The following is a 20258-nucleotide window of genomic DNA, read 5'->3' as shown; positions in this document are numbered from 1 at the left end:
GCACTGTCACGGCGTCGCAGAGCGAAAACAGCTCGTCCATGCGGTGCGAAATGTATAACAGCGTCACGCCTTGTTCGGACAGAGAGCGGAGGACGGTGAACAGCCGCTCAACATCGGGCAGGGGCAACGTGGAGGTGGGTTCATCCAGGAGCAGGACCCGTGCGTCCTTGTGCAGGGCCTTGGCCAACTCCACGGCTTGTTGTTCCGCTGTGGAGTAGCTTGCTACGGGGCGGCGGACATCGAGATCGAACCCTACCCGGTCGAGCGCGGTCCGGGCTTCGGCCTGCATACGCTGCCAGTCGACCGAGGCCCCCGCTCTCCTGGGCAACTGGCCGAGGAAGATGTTCTCGGCTACCGAGAGGGACGGCACGAGCGAGAGTTCCTGGTAGATGGTGTGGATCCCGGCGCGCTGTGCGTCCATGGGGTCACGGAAACGCTGAAGCTCGCCGCCGAGGCGGATGGTCCCGCCGTCCGGGGATCCGCTCCGGAGAGGATTTTTACGAGCGTCGACTTGCCGGCGCCGTTCTGCCCGGCAAGTGCGTGAATGGATCCGCGGGAGACGCTGAAGCTGACTCCCTTAAGCGCCTGGACGCCAGGATAGGACTTGGTGACGCTGTCGAGCTGCAGCTCCGGAGCGCCGTCGTGGTTGTCTCGCACTGCCTCCGCCGCTGCGGAGGAAGGCGAGACCGGGTTATGGGCGAGCATCATGCTCCTTATATAGGGCTCTGGGTGGAACGGCCGGCCACGGGCAGGGCCGGCCAGGGAGCTCAGTTTTTTTGCGCGGACGTAGGTGTCCGTTGGGACGTAGTACTCCGGCGCCTCGGCGGGCGTGATCACCGTCGTCTCGATGTAGTTCGTCTTGTCCGGGCACTGGGCCTGATCGCCGTTGTAGGCGGCAAGTGCCATCCGCACTGCGGCGGCTCCCTGGTCCCACGGCTGGTTGGACGCATCAGCCTGCAGCGGACCCTTCGGGTCGTCCACCATTTCCTTGATTGCCCCCATGCCGCCGTCGTAGCTGGCCATGATGATCCCGTCACCCCAGAGTCCGGCCTGCTGCAGGCCCTGGACAATGCCGCCATGCATGACGTCGCTCATGCTGTAGATAACCTTGAGGTCCGGGTTGGCGGTGGCCACATCCCGGATCGGGGCGAGCGCCTTATCGGGCTTCCATTCCCCGTACTTCGTATCGAGCTTTACGGTGGTGACTCCCGGGTGTTTGTCCATAACGCGGTTCCACCCCGCCATGAAACCGTTGAAGCGGAGGTCACTCAGAACGTCTCCCGGGAAGCCGCCGATTCCGACGAGCTTGATCTCGCCCTGGACACCAAACTTCTCGAGCGCCTTCTGCGCTGCGGTTTCGCCGGCGAGTGAGCCGGTGTGCTCCTGGTCCTCAGCGACGTAGCAGAACATGTCCGGGACCAATGACTTGTCCAGGCTTGAGTTGACGGTGACGACGGGAATGCCCGCATCCTTCAGCGCCTGGACCGAGGGCCCGACGCCAAGTGGGTCGTTCGGGTTCATGACCACGACGTCCACGCCCTTTGTGATGAGAGTCTGCACATCCGCGTTCTGCCGGACGGTATCACCATTGGCGTCGAGCAACTCGAGGCGCGCCCCGATCTTGCCCGCTTCGGCCTGACCGCCCTCAACGAGGGTCTTCCACCAGTCGCTGCCGCTGATGCCGCGCTGGCTCCAGCCGATGACAAGCCCTTTTCCGCTTGCCTTCTCCTCCGCGTTGTCAGCGGCGGCGCCGCCCTTGCATCCAGCCAGCCCAAACATGGCGACCGTCAGCACGGACGCGCACAGAGTTGCTTTGCCAAGTCTGTTGTTTCGGCGGATTCCAGTTGTAGTTCTCTGCATGAACAACACTTCCTTGTGTTCGAGGTCGCCCCACCTCCGGGGCCATGTGAGCTACCTTACAGGCTGAGTTAGCGCACTATCAAGGGGTTTGCGAAAGTTGCCCGAGAGCCCCAGGTAGCGGACCAGCCCGTATAAAAACAAGGAAAATAAAGCAATAGCCGGGCTCCTCATGACCAGCAGCGGTGGCGTGCAGAACTGATTTATCGCTAACTCATCGAGAGCTTTTCGCGCAACCGGCGGCCTGGGATGGACCAAGTGCGGTGGAGAATGGACGCGATCGGACCTTGACGAGGACCTGCCCATAAAGCCTTTAGCTGCGCCAAGTGTGGCTGCCTTTGCCATGTTGGCCCAGTTTTAGTGCACCCTCGCCCGCGAGTTGGGCCGCAGGTCAAGCCCCGGCCGCAAAAGCTGGACCAGTGTGGTGCACGTCCCGCATTGACGTAACCACCGTCACCTCCTAAACTGGATGAAACGATTCAAGGGAAAGGGCTTTCCCGAGCCTCTGCAGGACGACCAAGGTCATAGACCGTGCGGAACCGAGGTTCCGGCTCCTTGCCAATGACGACGAAGGATCACCACATGAGCACCACCCCCGGGGCAGTGTCCCCAGCCCCTGAAGCCAGCGCCGGCAAGAGGGACCCCAAGAAAGCCGCGATGAGCGGCTGGATCGGCAGCGCGCTTGAGTACTACGACTTTGCGCTGTACTCGCTGGCCGCGACGCTCATCTTCCCCACCATCTTCTTCCCGGCCGAGAACAAGACTGTCGGCATCATCGCCTCCCTGGCCACGTACGCCGTCGGCTATGTCTCCCGTCCCGTCGGCGCAGTGGTCCTGGGCGCCTACGGTGACCGGCACGGCCGCAAGCAGGTACTTGTCTTTGCAATGCTCCTCATGGGCTTCGCAACCTTCGCCGTCGGCCTCCTGCCCACCTACGGACAGGTGGGCCTCCTGGCCCCGGTTCTCCTGGTGCTCCTCCGCCTCATCCAGGGCTTCGCCGTCGCGGGCGAGCTGGGCGGCGCCAGCGCCATGGTCGTTGAGCACTCCCCCGACGCCAGGCGCGGCTTCTTCGCCAGCTTCACTCTCCAGGGCACCCAGGTGGGCTCCATCCTGGCCACTGCCGTCCTGCTGCCGCTCGCGGCGCTGCTCCCGGCCGACCAGTTCAGCGCCTGGGGCTGGCGCGTCCCGTTCCTGCTCAGCGCCGTCGTGATCCTGGCCGGCTACATCATCCGCCGCCGTGTGCAGGAGCCCCCCGCCTACGCGGCCAAGGGAACCACCGAGGCCAAGCAGCGTTTCCCGCTCGTTGAGCTCCTCCGCACCCGCCCGGGCGCGGTGGTCCGGTGCATCCTCATGACCTTCACCAACGTCATCGGCATGGCCACCCTGGTCTTCGGCGTCTCCTACGCGACGCAGGAGGGCTACGGCAACGGCTTTTCCAGCAGCGAGTTTCTCTGGGTGACCCTCGTTGCCAACATTGCGGCTGTCGCCACCATCCCGCTGTTTGGTGCATTGTCCGACAGGATCGGCCGGCGCACGCTCATGGCAACGGGCGGCATCGTCGGCGGCCTGCTGGTACCCGGATACCTGTGGGCGATCGAGCAGGGCAGCCTGCCGCTGGTGTTCGCCTGCGTCGTGATCGTGCAGGGCATCTTCTTCCAGATGTGGAACGCCACCTTCGCCACGTTCTTCCAGGAGCAGTTCCCCATGCGGATCCGCGTCACCGGATTCGCCGTATCCCAGAACATCGGGCTGATGCTCGCGTCCTTCTTCCCGAGCATCTTCACCGCGATCGCCCCTCCCGGCTCCGCCAACATCCCGCTCACCATCGGCCTCACCACGCTGGGCATCTGCCTCGTCTCCACGGCGGCCACGCTTCTGTCCCCCGACACCCGCGGCAAGTCGCTGGATGACCTCGAAGCCCGCAAAGCCGAGAAGCCGGTCCGGCAGGACGAACTGGCGGGCGCGGCACGCTGATTAGAAGAAAAAACAGGGCGGCCGGCTGGTGAAAACCAGCCGGCCGTCCTGCTTTTTGTGGGAGCTTCTGTCAGGAAGCCGCGACGAACCCCAACTGCTTGTCCACCACGTTCTGCAGCGGTTCGCCCTGGCAGTACCGCCTCAGGTTCTCCACGAACAGCGCCCCGAGATCATCGAGGTAATCCTCCGTGTCCCCGCTCATGTGGGGCGTGATGATCACGTTCTCCAGGGCCCAGAGCGGGTGCCCCGCAGGCAGGGGTTCGGGATGGACAACATCCAGCGCGGCGCCGGCAATTGATCCTGCCGCCAGCGCATCCACCAGCGCATCCGTCTCCACCAGTTCGCCCCGGCCCACATTGATCAGGTGGGCGCTGGGCTTCATGGCCGCCAGGGCTTCCGCACCGACGAGTCCCTTGGCTCTGCCCGGTCAGCGGTGCGGCAAGGACAACGTAGTCAAAAATAGGGACAATTCGGGCCAGCTCCTGCGAAGAGTGGATCTCGTCGAAATCCGTGTCGCCGGGCCGGCTGCTGCGGCCCGCACCGCTGACCTGCATGCCGACGGCGCGGAACAGCGAGGCGATTTCGCGCCCGATGGACCCGTCCCCACCACCAGGGCACGCTGGCCCTGGATCTTCCGGCTGGTCCGGTGCTCCCACCGCTGCTCCTGCTGCCGCCGGAAGGACCCCTGCGAATCCTTGGCCAGGTCCAGCACAAATCCAAGCGCAAACTCCGCGATCGCCCGGCTCAGCACGCCGCGGGAGTTGGTGTACTGGATCCTGCTGCGCACCAGTTCGTCGAACATCAGCTGGCTCACCCCCGCGGCGGACACATGGACCCACCGCAGCGTTGACGCGGCACCCCAGTTCTCCCGCAGCGCCGGGGAAAACGAGTGCCACTGGTACAGCACATCGGCGCCGTCCATCGCCCCGGCCAGGGCGTCGGCCTTGGCCAGGCGGACCTCGGCCAGCGCCTCGATCTCAGCCAGCCGCGGCGGCAGGGCTTCCCGATACAGCACTGCTACAACGGGCTTTGCGCCCCCGGCCGCCACGGTCATGAGGACGACGCCGGTGCTGCCGCCGGCCCGTCCGTTACCCGTGCATCGATCGCGTCCAGTGCGTGGTAGACGTCGATGGCGGCAAGGACGGCGGCCGTGAACTCCGCGGTGGAGGACGGGCCTCCCACGTCCCGGGTGCCCAGTCCCTCGCGGAGCGCCGACTCGAAGGCCAGCTGGAGGTGTTCGGCAGCCTCCGGATGGCCCAGATGCTGGAGCATCATGGCACCGGACCAGATCTGGCCCACGGGGTTCGCCAGTCCCTTGCCCGCGATGTCCGGCGCCGAGCCGTGGACCGGTTCGAAGAGGGACGGGAAGTCGCCATCCGGATTCAGGTTGGCGCTCGGGGCCAGGCCGATGGACCCGGTGACCGAGCTGCCCAGGTCCGAGAGGATGTCGCCCAGCAGGTTGGAGGCAACGATGACGTCCAGGGTCCACGGTTTAAGCACCAGGTGGGCGGCCAGCGCATCCACCAGCTCGCTGACCAGGGTCACGTCGGGGTAGAGGCGGACAGTTACCTCCACCACTTCGTCCCAGAACGGCATGGTGTGGATGATGCCGTTGCTCTTGGTTGCCGAAGTCAGCAGGCCGCGGCGGGAGGAGGCGAGCGCCGCCGCGAAATGGGCTGCCCGGGACACGCCCTGGCGGGTAAAGATCGTTTCCTGCACCGCGGTCTCGTGCGGCTGGCCGCGGTAGGCGCGGCCGCCCACCTCGGAATACTCGCCCTCGTTGTTTTCCCGGACGATGAGGATGTCGATAGGTTCCTTGGACGCCAGCGGCGACCTGACGCCGTCGAGCGTTTAACCGGGCGGAGGTTGATGTACTGCTGGAACTCCCGGCGGATGGGGATCAGCAACCCCCACAGCGACTCGGTGTCCGGCACCTCCGGGGAGCCGACGGCACCCAGGAAGATCGCGTCATGCCGGGCCAACTGTTCCAGGCCGTCAACCGGCATCATCCGGCCGTGCCGGAGATAATAGTCGGATCCCCAGTCGAAGTACGTGAACTCCAGGTCCAGGGAATGCAGTTCCGCGATCCGTTCCAGGCACTCGATGGCAGCCGGGACAACCTCCTTGCCGATGCCGTCGCCGGCGATCACCGCAATGCTGTGTGCTGTCATGATGAAGCGCTCCATTCCGGGGTGGCCGCCGGGCGCTGCCGCTGCATGGGTGCCCCCGCGATGTTGATAATGGTGTTCTTGGGTTCGGTCATTTCCCGCACGGCGTGCCGGACGCCTTCCCGGCCCACACCGGATTTCTTGAAGCCGCCGAACGGCATAGAATCGATCCGCACGTCACTCGTTTCATTAATGACTACCGAGCCCACGTGCAGTTTCTCTGCTATCTGCAGGGCCAGATCGATCGACCGGGTGAAGACGCCGGCCTGCAGCCCGTACTCGGTGGCGTTCGCGGCAAAGACCGCGTCCTGCACCTCGATAAACGGCAGGATGGACACCACCGGACCGAACACTTCGTCCCGGATCACCCGGCACGCGGACGGCACGTCGGCGAGCACCGTCGGTTGGTAGTAGGCGCCGCGCCGCTGCCCGCCTGCATGGACAGTGGCGCCGGCCGCCTTGGCTTCCTCCACCCATTCCTCGACCCGCCGTGCCTCTGCCTCGGAAATGAGGGGCCCCACGTCCGTGCCGCGGTCCAGCTTGGGACCGGTCTTCAGTTCCCTGGTGCGCGCGGTGACAAGCTCCAGCACGGAATCGAACAGCGACGTGTGCACGTACACCCGCTGCACTGACAGGCAGTTCTGGCCCGCCACCCCGAAGGCACCGGCCACAATCGCCTCGGCCGCAGCCTCAGCGTCCGCGTCCGCGCATACGATCGTGGCATTGTTTCCGCCCAGCTCCGAGAGGATCTTCTTCCCGCCCGCTGCCGCGGCGATCCGCTCCGCCGTCGCGGGGCCGCCGGTAAAGGAAATCAGGTCCACACGGGGATCGGTCACCAGCGCCTCGGAGACGCCGGGACCGGACACGATGGCCGCGATCCGCCCTGACGGGACACCCGCCTCCAGCAGCAGCTTCACCAGGGCAAGGCCAGTGAGCGGTGTCCGCCGCGATGGTTTAAGGACGACGCCGTTGCCCCCGATCAGGGCAGGGCCCAGCTTGTGTGCCACCAGGTTCAGCGGATCGTTGAAGGGCGTGATGGCCGCGACAATGCCCACGGGTTTCCGGCTGTACCAGCCGATCTTGCCCGCACCGGCCATGCTGTCCTCGAACCCCAGGGTCTCCCCCAGCAGCTCCCCGGAGGCGGCGGCGGAGAGCCGCAGGGTTTCGGCGCAGCGGCGCACCTCACGCTCGGCTTCGCCGATGGTCTTGCTGCTCTCCGCCGCGATGATGTTGGCGAACCGCTCCGCCTGCTCCCCCAGAAGCACCACAGCCTTCTCCAGCGCCTCCCGCCGGTCGCGCAGGGGCCAGTCCTCCCACTGGAGCTGGCGGTGGATATGGGCGATGGCGCGCTCCACGTCCTGCGACGTGGAGCTGCACACCCGCCCCAGCAGGACGCCGTCCTCGGGATCCCGGACCTCCAGGGTCATGTCGGCGCTGTGCCACTTTCCCTCGAAAAAAAGCACCACCCGGAAGGTTGGCAAACTGGGTGCGCTTGAAGGCAGTTTCCTCGGTGTTTTTTGGGCGCGCTTCAGCGACCGGTGTTGTTGGCATGGGAACCCTTTAGGTTGGCGGGCTGGGAGGTTTGGTTTATTTGACCCGGTCGATGACCTTGGCGGCGGCGCCGATGAACGGCAGGAACCACGGCGGGCCGAAGTGGCCCGGCACGGGCGGGTTCTTCAGGTCCGCCCAGACGTTGGCGGACTTGTCTCCGCCCATGTAGTGCGCCATCCGCTTGCCCATGTGCGCGGCCATCTGAACCCCGTGGCCGCTGTAGTTGAGCGAGTAGAAGAGCCCGTCGTGCTCGCCGGCGTGGACCATCTGGTCCATGGACAGGTCCACCAGGCCGCCCCAGATGTAGTCCACCTTGGCGTTGGAGAGGTAGGGGAACAGGTCAAGCATGGCCTTGCGCAGGATCTCCGCGCTCTTAACGTCCGAGTCGGGGCTGGAGAGGGCAAAGCGGGCGCGGCCGCCGAACAGGAGCCGGTTGTCCGGAGTGATGCGGAAGTAGTACGTGAGCATCTTGCTGTCCGAGGCCATCCGCCGGTTCGGCAGGATGCGGTTGACCACGTCTTCGGCCAGCGGCTCCGTGCAGATGATGAAGCTGCCCACCGGGATGACGCGGCGCTGCATCCACGGGGTGATGTTGCCCGTGTATCCGCTGGTGGCCACCAGGACCTGCTTGGCCCGGGTGATCCCGCGGGTGGTGTGCACGTCGTGCACCGTGCCGTTGATGCGCTTGAGCTCGGTCACGCCCGCGTCCTCGCAGACCACCGCGCCGGTACCGACGGCCGCCCCGGCCAGACCGTGGGAGAACTTGCCCACGTGCAGGCCCGCACCGAGCGGGTCCATCATGGCGCCCTTGTAGAAATCGGTGCCGATCTCGGAGTGGATCTCGGACTTCGGAATCACCTCGACGTGGTGGTCCACGAGCTTGGCTAGGAGCTCCTGGGACTTCCGGAAACCGTCGTTGTGCGACTCGTGAAAGGCCAGGGAGAGCTTACCGAACCGCTGGAAGTCGCAGTCGATCGCGTGGTCGTGGACGGTCTTCTCGATGGTCTCGATGGCGTCGTTGTACTCGCGGAAGTACTCGACCGCGCGTGCCTCGCCGTAGCGTTTGACCGCGGTGCTGAAACCGATGGCAAGGCCCGTAGTGGCCATTCCCCCGTTACGGCCGGAGGCGCCCCACCCCACGGTGTGGCGTTCGAAGACGGCAACGCTCGCGCCCTGCTTGGCGAATTCCAGGGCAGCGGACAGGCCGGTGAAGCCGGCTCCGATGATGGCGACATCAACGTCTTCGGGAACCGGTGTACGCCGGTAGTCTCCGGAAGCTTCGGCGGTGTCCAGCCAGTAAGGAATGAGTTTCACGGAAGTGGCCTTTCGTCTCGTCGTCGGCTTAGAGACCGAGGTGCTTGTTCAGTTCGTCCAGGGACTTGACGGTGAAGACGTCATAGCCCGTGGTGACGGGGTCGTAGCCGCGGTCCAGCACCACGAGGTTGCGGAAGCCCAGGTCGTGCATCGGGTGGATGTCGTACCGGGTGTGCGAGGAGACGTGCAGGAAGTCCTCCGGCTTGGCGTTCAGGGTGTCCAGCATGTACTCGAAGGCCTGGTAGCGCGGCTTGTAGGCCTGGGCCTGCTCGGCGGTGTAGACGGCGTGGAAATCGGCGCCGAGCTTCGGGATGCTGATGTCCAGGAAGCTGGTGTCGGCGTTGGACAGGGCCACCAGCTTGTAGTTGTCGCCCATGAGCTTCAGCGGAGCCGGCACGTCCTCGTGCGCAACCCAGCCGCGTACAGCCTCGGCGAACTCCGCTCCGGCACCGGGGGTTGGTCCGATGCCCCAGCGCTTGCACACCCGGTCAAAGGAATCCTGCAGGATCTGCTCGTAGGGCTTGTAGTTTCCAAGGACCTCATCGAACCGGTACCCGCGGAACTGCTTCTTGAAGGTGGGCCACTGCTCTTCGGAGATGCGGCCGTCGAGCAGGCGGCGGGTGGTGGGATCGATGTCGAAGTTGATAAGCGTGCCATAGACATCAAACGAGATGTACTTCGGCCGGAAGTTGGTCTCTGCCATGTTCTGTTCCGTTCTTGATCAGGAGGTTGGGGCGGGCATCCCTTGGGAGCAGTGAAGTTGGGGACGTTCATGCGGCAGGGAAGTACTGGCGCAAGCCGGAAGATCTCCTGCCCGATACGTCGACTGTAGGCCGCCAAATTGTAAATTGTCAACAACTTTTCGCGTCTGCAGACTCGCCGCCCAAACTCGCCCGTTCCCAAAAATTTGTTGCTGTGAATTGTTGACAATCTACTCTTGAAGCGGTTGCATTGCTTTAGAGGCCGAAGAGACACGGATCACAAACACGGCCTGACCCGAACTGAAGACGCCGCTCCACGCGTTCCCTTTGCTCCCTTGCACAAGGCGCCAATTCACATTCCACATCCCGTGGCGACACCGCAGTCCCCCGGCTCGAATCCTCAAAGGAAGACATCCCATGAAGACCATTAACAAACTGCAGACCGCGGCCGTAGGGCTCGCCGCTGTACTGGCCCTGAGCGCCTGTGGTGGTGCGGCCGGAGTCAGTTCCACAAGCGAAGAGACGAAGTCGCTGACCAACAACACCACCGACATCTCGGAAGGCGTCCAGCCTGATGCGGACGCCGTCGCCTTGCTGCCGCAGTCCTACAAGGACAAGGGTGAGCTTACGGTGGCGATGGACCTGCACTACCCGCCCACCACCTTCCTCGCCGAGGACAACCAGACCCCTATCGGGCTGAACCCGGACGTGGCCCGGCTTGTTGCGAAGAAGCTGGATTTGGACCTGAAGTTCGTGGACACGAAGTTCGACACGATCGTCCCGGGCCTGGACGGCGGCCGTTTTGACTTCACTGCCACCACGATGTCCAAGACAGAGGAACGGCTGAAGGTCCTGGACATGATTGATTACTTCAAGGCCGGCAACTCGGTGGCCGTAGCGGCCGGGAACCCGCTGAACCTCACGATGGAGACCCTGTGCGGGAAGAACATCGCCGTGACCCAGGGGTCCACGGGCCAGCTTAAGCGCCTGCCGGCCCTGAGCGAGCAGACCTGCACGTCCAAGGGACAGCCGGAGATCAACGCCGTGACGCTGCCCAACGTCCAGGAGGCCCTGACCCAGCTGCACTCCAAGCGGATCGACGGCGTCCTGTATGACACCACGTCCCTGGGATGGGCGCAGAAGCAGCAGCCGGACTCCTTCACCCTCCTGGGCAGGGTCAACGTTGGCTCGAGCGACGTGACCGCGATTGGCGTAAAGAAGGGCTCACCGTTGACCCCGGCGCTGCAGAAGGCCATCCAGTCAGTTTTGGAGACCCCGGAGTACAAGGAGTCCCTCGAAACCTGGGGACTGGAGTCCGGCGCCATCACCGACGCCAAGTTGAACTAGCGGGGCGCCCCATGGCCACAGTTATCACAAAAGGAAGTGAAACAACGATGGGCAGCATCGATGCAGCGCTGAAGCCCCGGCTTCGGCTTCGGACCCGGGCCGAGTACGCCGGATGGATCTTCAGCATCCTCGCCGGTATCGGAATCCTCACCTCCGTCCTGACCAACCCCAACTTCAAGTGGCACGTCGTCGGCAAGTACTTCTTCGCCGAGTCGATCCTCCGCGGGCTCATGCTGACGATCTTCCTCACGGTTGCGAGCATGGCCCTGGGCACGCTCCTCGGGTTGGCCCTGGCGGTCATGCGTTCCTCGCATGTGAAGCCGGTTTCCATCGCTGCCGGGCTCTACATCACGCTGTTCCGGGGCACCCCGGTCCTGGTGCAACTGATTTTCTGGTTCAACATTTCCGCCCTGTATCCGGACCTGAGGATCGGCATCCCGTTCACGGACATCGGGATGGCCGTCGACACGAACGCGATCATGGGCCCGATCACCGCGGCCCTCGTGGGCCTGACGCTCAACGAGGCCGCCTACATGGCCGAGATCATCCGCGGCGGGTTCTCCTCTGTCGGGAAAGGACAGATCGAAGCCGCGGACTCCCTCGGCATGAGCGCCGGCACCAGGATGCGCAAGGTCATCATCCCGCAGGCCATGCCCTCCATCATCCCGGCCACCGGCAACCAGGTCATCGGCATGTTCAAGGGAACGTCCCTCGTCAGCGTGCTGGGTGTCGCCGAACTGCTCCAAAGCGCGCAGCTCATCTACGCCCGCACCTACGAAACCATCCCGCTGCTGATCGTCGCCAGCCTCTGGTACCTGGTCATGACCCTGCTACTGAGCTACCCGCAGTCCAAGCTCGAACAGAAATATTCGCGCGCGACCTCCAGGCTTCCCCGCAAAGCCAAACCGGTCGTGCTCACTGATCCGGAAGGTGCGGCCCGATGAGCCACGACGGCACGATCGTTGCCCAGAAAATCCGTAAGTCCTTTGGACCCAAAACAGTCCTCAAGGACATCAACCTCGAGATCGCCAGCGGTGAAATCTGCTGCATTATCGGGCCTTCCGGCTCGGGCAAGTCCACCATCCTGCGCTGCATCAACGGCCTGGAAACCGTCGACTCCGGAGTCCTGAAAGTCAACGGCGAAGACTTCGGCTACTACGAAACCGCTACCGCCTACCACGCCCTGCCGCCCAAGAAACTCGCAGAGCAGCGCACCCGGGTTGGCATGGTCTTCCAGTCCTTCAACCTCTTCCCGAACATGACCGCGCACGAGAACGTCATGTCCGGCCCCGTCCTGGTCAAGCACGCCGACAAGAAGCAGTCAGCCAAACGGGCGCATGAACTCCTCGCCAGCGTCGGCCTGGCCGGCTTCGGGGACTATTACCCCGCCCAGCTCTCCGGCGGCCAGCAACAGCGCGTCGCTATCGCCCGGTCCCTGGCCATGGACCCCGAGATCATGCTCTTCGACGAACCCACCTCCGCCCTGGATCCGGAAAAGGTGGGCGAAGTCCTCGCCGTCATGAAGGACCTCGCCAAGAAGGGCATGACCATGGTGGTGGTCACCCACGAAATGGGTTTCGCCCGCGAAGTGGCGGACTCCCTGGTCTTCATGGACGACGGCTACATCATCGAACGCGGTGACGCCCGCGAAGTCCTCTCCAACCCCCAGGAACCCCGTACCCGATCCTTCCTCGAAAAGGTCCTTTAAGCCATGGACGGAAAACTCGCCGTCATCGGCCTTGGCAGCATCGGATCCATGGCCCTGTGGCAGGCCTCCCGACTGACCGACGCCGTCGTCGGATTTGAAGCACACTCACCCGCCCACGGCCGCAGCGCCGTGGGCGGGACACCCGCCTCTTCCGCATGCTCTACCGCGGCAACCCCAACTACTACCCCATCCTGGAACGGTCACGGCAGCTCTGGGCCGAACTCGAAGCAGAAACCGGCCAGGACATCCTCACCCGCTGCGGCGGGCTGTCCATCGGCACCAAGGACGGGCCCTACCTCACCGCACTGCTTGAAACCACCCGGACCAACGGGGCCGAGCACGTCATCCTCAGCCGCGAGGACATGGCCGCACGCTATCCCCAGCACAACCTCCGCCCGGACGACATCGCCGTCTACGACCCCCACGCCGGCGCCCTGCGGACCGACCGCGCCGTCACGGCCGCCATCGAAGCCGCCCAGGCCAACGGCGCAACGATCCATACCGACACCCCCATCGACAGCATCACCGAAACCACCGACGGCGTTATCATCGCCTCGGGCGAAAGACCTGGACCTACGAGAACGTCATCATCGCCTCCGGGGGCTGGTCCCGACGCCTCATGCCGGACTACCTGAAAACGGCCACGGAAACCCGACGGAACTACCTGACCTGGTTCGTTGCCCGGGACGCGGCCCAGTTCTCACCCGAGAAGTTCCCCATTTCATCCGCATCTCCGGAAACCGCTCCATGTACGGCGCACCCGCGGTGGACGGAGTCACCGTCAAAGCCACGCTGGACGGCCGCAGCTCGCCCACACCCAGGCCGACTCAGTACCCAGGGAACTCACCGCCGCGGAAATCACCGAGACCATGGAAACCGTCACGGAGTTCTTCCCCGGCCTGTTCCCCAACATCGTCCGCTCCGACGCGTTCCCCGACCTCTACACCATGGACGGACACCCCCTGCTGGGCAGGCTGGCCGACCGCAGCAGGATTTACTGCGCCACCGGATTCTCCGGCGCCGGCTTCAAGAACGCCACCGGCTTCGGCGAGATCGCCGCGCACGAAGCCCTTGGAAAACGCACCTTCGATGGCTTGGACTTCGTCCGGCCGGAACGTTTCGCCCAGTAGCGCAGCAGGAAAGAACTTGCGGCCCGACCCACCATCCGTTTATTGTTGACAATCTACAGTTATCAAGAAAGTACCAACCCATGGCAACCCTCAGCCCCATCCTGAAGCAGGCGACGCCTGTCATCGTCGACCACGCGTCCGGCAGCTGGATCCACGCCACCGACGGTAAGAAGTATCTCGACTTCACTACCGGTATCGGCGTCACCAGCACAGGCCACTGCCACCCTGATGTCGTGGCCGCGGCCCGCGAGCAGGTGGGCAAGATTGTGCACGCCCAGTACACCACCGTGATGCACCAGCCGCTGCTGGAACTCACGGAACTGCTGGGTGGCGTCCTGCCCCAGGGGCTGGACAGCGTCTTTTATGCCACGTCCGGATCCGAAGCCGTGGAAGCCTCCGTCAGGCTGGCCCGCATGGCAACCGGCCGGCCGAACATCATATCCTTCCAGGGCGGTTTCCACGGACGGACTGTTGCCGCAGCCTCCCTGACCACGGCCGGATCAAAGTTCCGGTCCGGATTCTCGCCGCTGATGAGCGGCGTGCACGTGGCGCCCTTCCCGCACTGGTACCGCTACGGCTGGGACGAGGCAACGGCGGTGGAGTTCGCCCTGAAGGAACTCGACCACCTGCTCCTCACCGCCAGCCACCCGGCCGATACCGCTGCCTTCATCATCGAGCCCGTCCTTGGCGACGGCGGCTACATCCCCACGCCCGTCGGGTTCCTCCAGGGCCTCCGCGAGCGCGCCGACCGGCACGGCATCGTGCTCATCCTCGACGAGGTCCAGGCCGGCGTCGGGCGCACCGGCAAGTTCTGGGGCCACGACTGGGCAGGCATCCTGCCGGACGTCGTCATCACGGCCAAGGGCCTCGCGAGCGGATTCCCCATCTCGGCAATTGCCGCCTCCGCGGAACTGATGGGCAAGGCATGGCCCGGTTCCCAAGGCGGGACGTACGGCGGGAATGCCGTGGCAGCCGCGGCCGGCGTCGCCACCCTCGGCGTCATCCGGCGCGAGAACCTGGTGGAAAATGCGCTGCTTCGCGGGGACGAACTGCGCGCCGGGCTCGACAAGCTGCAGTCCGAGTTCTCCGGCATCGGCAACGTCCGCGGCCGTGGCCTGATGCAGGGCGTCGAGTTCACCGCCGACGGCAACACCCCGGACCCCGCCACCGCGCTGGCCGTCCAGCAGGCGGCCATCAAGGAAGAACTCCTCCTCCTGACCTGCGGCCCGCACGGCAACGTCATCCGCCTCATCCCGGCCCTCAATGTCACCAGCGACGAAATCCAGGCCGGCCTGGCCAGGTTCACCCAGGCCCTCAAGACAGCCACCTCCTAGTCCGCCTTGATCACTGAAAGATCATCATGAACACATCCTTTGATCCCAACAGCCTTCACACCAACCTGTTCATCGACGGCACCTGGCAGCAGGCCGCGGACGGCGACACCTTCGCGGTGGAAAACCCCGCCACCAACGAAGTCATTGCCCAGGTGGCCGACGGCGGGCCCGATGACGCCGCGCGGGCCATCGAGGCAGCCGGCCGTGCCCAGGCGGCCTGGGGCAGGTCAACCCCGCGCCAGCGTGCGGACATCCTCCGCCGCGCCTTCGAAATGGTCATCGCCAACACCGAACGGCTCGCCGCCATCATGACCGCGGAAATGGGGAAGCCGCTGGCCGAAGCCCGGGGCGAGGTGGCCTACGGGGCCGAAATGCTCCGCTGGTTCTCGGAAGAAGCTGTGCGCATCGGCGGCGACAGCACCGTGTCAGTGGACGGAACCACACGCATCCAGATCACCAAGGAGCCGGTGGGCCCCTCGGTGCTGGTCACCCCGTGGAACTTCCCCCTGGCCATGGGCGCCCGGAAGATAGCACCGGCCATCGCGGCAGGCTGCACCATGGTCTTCAAGCCGGCCGAGCTGACGCCGCTCACATCGCTGGCCCTGGTGGCCATCTTCAAAGAGGCCGGACTTCCCGACGGCGTCCTCAACGTGGTCACCACGTCCTCGGCTTCCAGTGTGGTGCGGACCTGGACGGACAGTGGCATTGCCCGGAAGATCAGCTTCACCGGCTCCACCGAGGTGGGCAAGGTCCTCCTCCGGCAGGCCGCCGACAATGTCATGCGGTCCTCCATGGAACTGGGCGGCAACGCACCCTTCATCGTCCTGGCCGACGCTGATATCGAAAAGGCCGTGGATGGTGCCATGAAGGCGAAGATGCGGAACATGGGCGAAGCCTGCACCGCCGCCAACCGCTTCTACGTCCACCGGTCCGTCGTGGAGGAGTTCGGCGAGAAGTTCGCCAAGAAGATGTCAGAATTGCAGGTGGGCAACGGTGCCGTGGCGGGCACCGACGTCGGACCATTGATCGAACAGAAGGGGCTCGACAAGGTTGAAAGCCTCGTCGCCGATGCAACAGCAAAGGGGGCCCGGCTGCTGACCGGCGGAACCCGGCCGGAGGGTCCCGGATACTTCTTCACACCGACGGTCCTGACGGACGTCCCCCGGGACGCGGCCCTGATGAGCACGGAGATCTTCGGGCCGGTCGCAGCCATCACTCCCTTTGACAGCGAGGACGAGGTCCTCCGACTGGCCAATGACACGGAATGGGGCCTGGTGGGCTACGTCTTTACCGAGAGCCTGGAAAAGGCCACGCGCTTCTCAACCGAACTCGAGGTCGGAATGGTGGGAATCAACACCGGCATCGTCTCCAACCCCACCGCACCCTTCGGTGGCATCAAGCAATCAGGCTTGGGCCGCGAGGGCGGGAAAGTGGGAATCGATGAATTCCTCGAGTACAAGTACACAGCAATAGCGTTCTAATAAACTGCAATCTGCCGATTCATGGAATGAGGGGATGTCAATGGCGGCACCGGAGGCAACATTCGTACTGGAGGGTCGCCCCACGGCGCAACTGATCGCCGACCAGTTGCGGGAGCTCATCGTCCAGGGGCGTTCAGGCCCGGGCAGCAGGTCAACGAATCTGCTTTGGCCAGCCAGCTCAACACCTCCCGGGGCCCGCTGCGCGAAGCACTGCAGCGGCTCTGCCAGGAGGGCATCCTGGTCAGCAAGCGCAACCGCGGGGTTTTCGTGCTGGAACTGACGGCGGCTGACGTAAAGGAAATCTATGCCGTCCGCGAGGCGGTGGAACTTGCTGCCGCCCACACCCTCCTCGACTCAGGCCCGGAGCAGATTGCAACCACCGTCCGGGAACTCAAGGCCATTATCAAGAACATGGCCAAGCAGGTGAAGGCCTCCGACTGGCAGGCCCTCGCCCGGCTCGACATGCAGTTCCACACCACGTTCGTGTCCGGCACCGGCAACACCCGCCTGATCCGGATTTATGAGACGCTCGCGGCCGAATCCCGCATGTGTATCCTCGGGCTGGAAGTGGCGTATCCGCGCATCGACGTCCTGGTGCAGGAACACCAGAAGATCCTCGACCACCTGGAAGCAGGTGACCGGCAGGGACTCCAGCGTGCCATTCAACGCCACATGGAGAAGGCGGTGGAGGACCTCACCTCCGATCCTGAAGCAGCCGGGATCAGCGCCTAGCAGCACCGCTCACAGTAAGGGCCCAGTTCCAGCGGAACTGGGCCCTGACTCAACCACACCCATTTCCACGACCGCCTGCTGGCACTGGCGCCAGCTGCCGGTCAGCAAGGAGCACGTGCACATGAAAGACAACCGGGCCATTCCTGCCTTCGAAACCCGGGCTGCCCGCAGCGTCCGCGAAGCAACGTGGTCATCCCTGGAGCCTGGGGACTTGGTAACCCTGGGCCGGCAGGGCTATGAGCACTACAGCGGGAGGGTGGACGAACGGACCGCCGACGGCCGGACCATCTGGGTCATAGACCGTATTGGGGACCGGCGGCTCTTCCACATCGAGGACGAGTACGACCTCTCCATGGGCATGACGTCCGACGCCGGCACGCGGCTCTGGCCTGCAAGGGGCGGCGGGAGTAGCCTCGGGCTTACCACGTAGAGGACGGCCAGCCAGCGCCCCCAACCCGGAGCGGTTGCCCGTCAGGCAGTTCCCCGAGGAGGCCGGGCAATGGCTGGATGGAACGCGGACACGGCGGCAGGCCCGCTTGGGGCCGGCACGGTCACACTGGTGGAAGGCACGTCCTTCTGCATTTCACTGCCGAACGGGGACATCCACCCGGAACACCCGCATGGATTCTTTTTCCAGGACACCCGCATCCTGTCCAGGTGGAACCTGGCCGTCAACGGGCAGCCCCTGGAACCGCTGGCAGCCCAGACGAAAGAGCCATACAGGGCGATTTTCGCCGGCAGGGTTACCCGGTCGGACGGTTACGCGGACAGCCCACTCATCGTGGAACGGAGGCGGGAACTGGGGATCGGCATCGTGGAACACGTCACCGTGCACAACCACTCCACAAAGCCCGCGGAATGCACGGTCACGATTACCATCAGCTCGGATTTCGCGGATGTCTTTGAAGTCAAGGAAGCCCGAACCCCCCCGGGTATGGGACGAGACCCGCGAGTTCGACGGAAAGACCCTGAGCATCAGCGGCCGCTGGCAGGAAGTCCGGAAGTCCGTCGTCGTAACGTCCGCTACCCCCTGGTCAGCGGCCGGCGAGGAACTGACATGCGTGGCCACTATCCCGCCGCGCGGCGAATGGAACACCGTCCTAACCGTGGTGCCCGGCTCCGAAGCCCCCGCGGCACCGGTTGTCCGGCCGGCTGAAGGCGAACTGTCGCGCAGCGACCGCCGCCGGCAGGAATGGGTGGCAAAAATACCCAAGCTGCACATGGGCAACAGGTCCATCGAACGGACCCTCCGCCGCAGTTATGACGATCTTGGCGCCCTCCGCATTGAGGATCCCGCCCACCCCGACAGGATTGTGGTGGCGGCCGGCGCGCCGTGGTTCATGACGCTGTTCGGGCGGGACTCCCTGTGGGCCTCGGAGATGGCCATGCCCGTGGACCCTTCCCTTGCCCTGGGCACGCTGCAGACACTGGCCGACCGGCAAGGCAGGGTGGTGGATCCCGTCAGCGAGGAGGAACCAGGGAAGATCCTGCACGAGGTGCGGCTCGACGTCTCCAGTTCTCTGGCCCTGGGAGGCAAATCCGTTTACTACGGCAGCGTGGACGCCACTCCCCCTGTTCGTGGTGATCCTGGGCTCGGTCAGCCGCTGGGGGTTCGCCAGGGACACCATTGCCGCACTGCTCCCGCACGCCGACCGCGCCCTGGAATGGATCCGGGACTACGGCGACAGGGACGGCGACGGCTTTGTGGAGTACCAGCGCCTCAATGACCAAGGTCTCGTCAACCAGGGCTGGAAGGATTCCTGGACGGCGTCAACTTTGCCGACGGCACCCTCGCGGAGCCGCCCATCGCGCTCTGCGAGGTCCAGGCCTACGTCTATGACGCCTACATGGCCCGCGCCTGGATCGCCCACGACACCGGGGACACAGGGCTGGCGGCCGAACTCGCGGACCGTGCGGCCGAGCTGAAGGCGCGGTTCAACGAGAAGTTCTGGATGCCGGACAAGGGGTACTACGCCATCGCGCTGGACGGGAGGAAACAGCAGGTGGACGCGTGCGCTTCCAACATGGGGCATTGCCTCTGGGTGGGCATCGTGGATGAGGACAAGGCTCCCTTGGTTGCCGAACGGCTGATGTCCCCTGAAATGTTCAGCGGCTGGGGCGTCCGTACCCTCGCCACGGACATGGGCGCCTACAACCCTGCCAGCTACCACAACGGCTCTGTGTGGCCGCACGACAATGCCGTGATCGCGGCAGGCCTGATGCGCTACGGATTCGTTGCAGAGGCACAGCGCATCTCCACCGCCCTCTTCGAAGCAGCCGAACACTCCGGAGGGCGCCTGCCCGAGTTGTTCTGCGGGTTCAACCGGGAACAGTACAGCGAGCCCGTGCCCTATCCAACCGCCTGCTCGCCCAGGCCTGGGCCGCAACGTCGCCCATCCAGCTGGTCACGAGCCTGATGAGGTACGACGCCCACGTGTCCCGCGGAGGGTTCTGGATGGACCCCGAACTGCCGGAATCCTACGGCGATTTGCACATCAGCAACGCACCCATGGCAGGAGGGCGCGTCACCATCGACATCGCCAATTGCGTGCCCACGGTGCATGGACTCCCGGAGGGGATGGCGTTCCATCGTGGCCACCGGCCATGGCTGACCGAACTCCTGGCCGAGGCCGGGCTGCGCAAGGAAAAGTGACGAAGCTGTGCCTAGTGGCTCGGAGCAAGGACAGCAACAGAGGGCAGGCTGCGGCTGCCGGCAGTCTTCCCCAGCATCCACAGCACAGGCTCGCCGCATGAGGCAGGCATCACTTCCCCCTTCGTGATGAAGCGTGCCGCTGACGGATCTCCCGCGGCGGCCCACCAACCGGTCTTAGGGCAGTGGTGGCCCGTGCGGGACGTTTCATCCAGCTCGAAAGCAGGAGTATCAAAGCGGCGTTTCTTCATTCCATGCTCCTTGGGGAAGTCCACGCCTAGGGGGCGGGACAAGCTTCCTGACAGGGAAAA

The 20258-nt window shown here is 64.8% G+C and carries 13 protein-coding genes and 5 pseudogenes; 11 read left to right on the top strand and 7 right to left on the bottom strand.

The window, feature by feature from the left end:
• Positions 1-190: 190 nt before the first annotated feature.
• Positions 191-1779: pseudogene (locus ACPEE0_RS01510) on the bottom strand (substrate-binding domain-containing protein); the annotation flags it as partial.
• 660 nt (positions 1780-2439) lie between these two features.
• On the opposite strand from ACPEE0_RS01510, the gene ACPEE0_RS01505 reads away from it, so the two are divergent.
• Entirely contained in the window at positions 2440-3831 is a 1392-nt protein-coding gene (locus ACPEE0_RS01505) for an MFS transporter (RefSeq protein ID WP_354175636.1), read from the top strand.
• Positions 3832-3901: 70 nt separating this feature from the next.
• Here the strand turns inward: ACPEE0_RS01505 and ACPEE0_RS01500 are convergent.
• The 6 genes and pseudogenes from ACPEE0_RS01500 to ACPEE0_RS01475 form a co-directional block, all read right to left on the bottom strand.
• Positions 3902-4237: pseudogene (locus tag ACPEE0_RS01500) on the bottom strand (NAD(P)-dependent oxidoreductase); the annotation flags it as partial.
• A gap of 73 nt (positions 4238-4310) precedes the next feature.
• Positions 4311-4385, bottom strand: a pseudogene (locus ACPEE0_RS01495) (hypothetical protein); the annotation flags it as partial.
• A 496-nt stretch (positions 4386-4881) separates the two neighbouring features.
• A pseudogene (locus tag ACPEE0_RS01490) lies at positions 4882-6002 on the bottom strand (tartrate dehydrogenase).
• Entirely contained in the window at positions 5999-7426 is a 1428-nt protein-coding gene (locus tag ACPEE0_RS01485) for an aldehyde dehydrogenase family protein (protein WP_424573788.1), read from the bottom strand. The pseudogene ACPEE0_RS01490 and the gene ACPEE0_RS01485 overlap by 4 nt, the downstream one beginning before the upstream one ends.
• Before the next feature lie 160 nt (positions 7427-7586).
• On the bottom strand, positions 7587-8864 hold the full coding sequence (locus ACPEE0_RS01480; protein WP_009356747.1) for an NAD(P)/FAD-dependent oxidoreductase: 1278 nt from the start codon (positions 8862-8864) through the stop codon (positions 7587-7589).
• Positions 8865-8892: 28 nt separating this feature from the next.
• Positions 8893-9567 (bottom strand): haloacid dehalogenase type II, encoded by a 675-nt coding sequence (locus ACPEE0_RS01475; RefSeq protein WP_009356746.1) that lies wholly within the window; start codon positions 9565-9567, stop codon positions 8893-8895.
• A gap of 415 nt (positions 9568-9982) precedes the next feature.
• On the opposite strand from ACPEE0_RS01475, the gene ACPEE0_RS01470 reads away from it, so the two are divergent.
• From ACPEE0_RS01470 to ACPEE0_RS01425, 10 genes and pseudogenes are all read left to right on the top strand, one after another.
• On the top strand, positions 9983-10912 hold the full coding sequence (locus ACPEE0_RS01470) for an ABC transporter substrate-binding protein (protein WP_009356745.1): 930 nt from the start codon (positions 9983-9985) through the stop codon (positions 10910-10912).
• A 47-nt stretch (positions 10913-10959) separates the two neighbouring features.
• Positions 10960-11856, top strand: coding sequence for an amino acid ABC transporter permease (locus ACPEE0_RS01465; protein WP_009356744.1), 897 nt, complete (start codon positions 10960-10962; stop codon positions 11854-11856).
• A complete protein-coding gene (locus ACPEE0_RS01460) occupies positions 11853-12620 on the top strand; it encodes an amino acid ABC transporter ATP-binding protein (protein WP_009356743.1) in 768 nt (255 codons plus the stop codon). Before ACPEE0_RS01465 ends, ACPEE0_RS01460 begins: the two co-directional genes overlap by 4 nt.
• 155 nt (positions 12621-12775) lie before the next feature.
• Complete coding sequence (locus tag ACPEE0_RS01455) at positions 12776-13255, top strand: FAD-dependent oxidoreductase (protein ID WP_424573787.1); 480 nt, start codon at positions 12776-12778, stop codon at positions 13253-13255.
• Between the two features lie 42 nt (positions 13256-13297).
• Positions 13298-13750: an FAD-dependent oxidoreductase gene (locus ACPEE0_RS01450; protein WP_424573786.1), complete on the top strand. Its 453-nt coding sequence runs from the start codon at positions 13298-13300 to the stop codon at positions 13748-13750.
• A gap of 80 nt (positions 13751-13830) precedes the next feature.
• Positions 13831-15084 carry an aspartate aminotransferase family protein gene (locus tag ACPEE0_RS01445; protein ID WP_009356741.1) on the top strand — a complete coding sequence of 418 codons (1254 nt, stop codon included), beginning with the start codon at positions 13831-13833 and terminating at the stop codon, positions 15082-15084.
• 26 nt (positions 15085-15110) lie between these two features.
• Complete coding sequence (locus ACPEE0_RS01440; protein ID WP_354175643.1) at positions 15111-16565, top strand: NAD-dependent succinate-semialdehyde dehydrogenase; 1455 nt, start codon at positions 15111-15113, stop codon at positions 16563-16565.
• Positions 16566-16730: 165 nt separating this feature from the next.
• Positions 16731-17297: a GntR family transcriptional regulator gene (locus tag ACPEE0_RS01435; protein WP_424573785.1), complete on the top strand. Its 567-nt coding sequence runs from the start codon at positions 16731-16733 to the stop codon at positions 17295-17297.
• Between the two features lie 121 nt (positions 17298-17418).
• The gene (locus tag ACPEE0_RS01430) at positions 17419-17727 is read left to right on the top strand and encodes a hypothetical protein (protein WP_009356739.1); all 309 of its coding nucleotides are present in this window, start codon (positions 17419-17421) and stop codon (positions 17725-17727) included.
• Positions 17728-17796: 69 nt separating this feature from the next.
• Positions 17797-19950: pseudogene (locus ACPEE0_RS01425) on the top strand (glycogen debranching N-terminal domain-containing protein).
• Positions 19951-20258: the final 308 nt, after the last annotated feature.

This window comes from Arthrobacter sp. SD76 (genome assembly GCF_049726125.1).
Classification (GTDB): domain Bacteria; phylum Actinomycetota; class Actinomycetes; order Actinomycetales; family Micrococcaceae; genus Arthrobacter; species Arthrobacter nitrophenolicus.
Note: the sequence above shows the minus strand (reverse complement) of the source record. Positions and strands in the feature narration are given on the sequence as shown.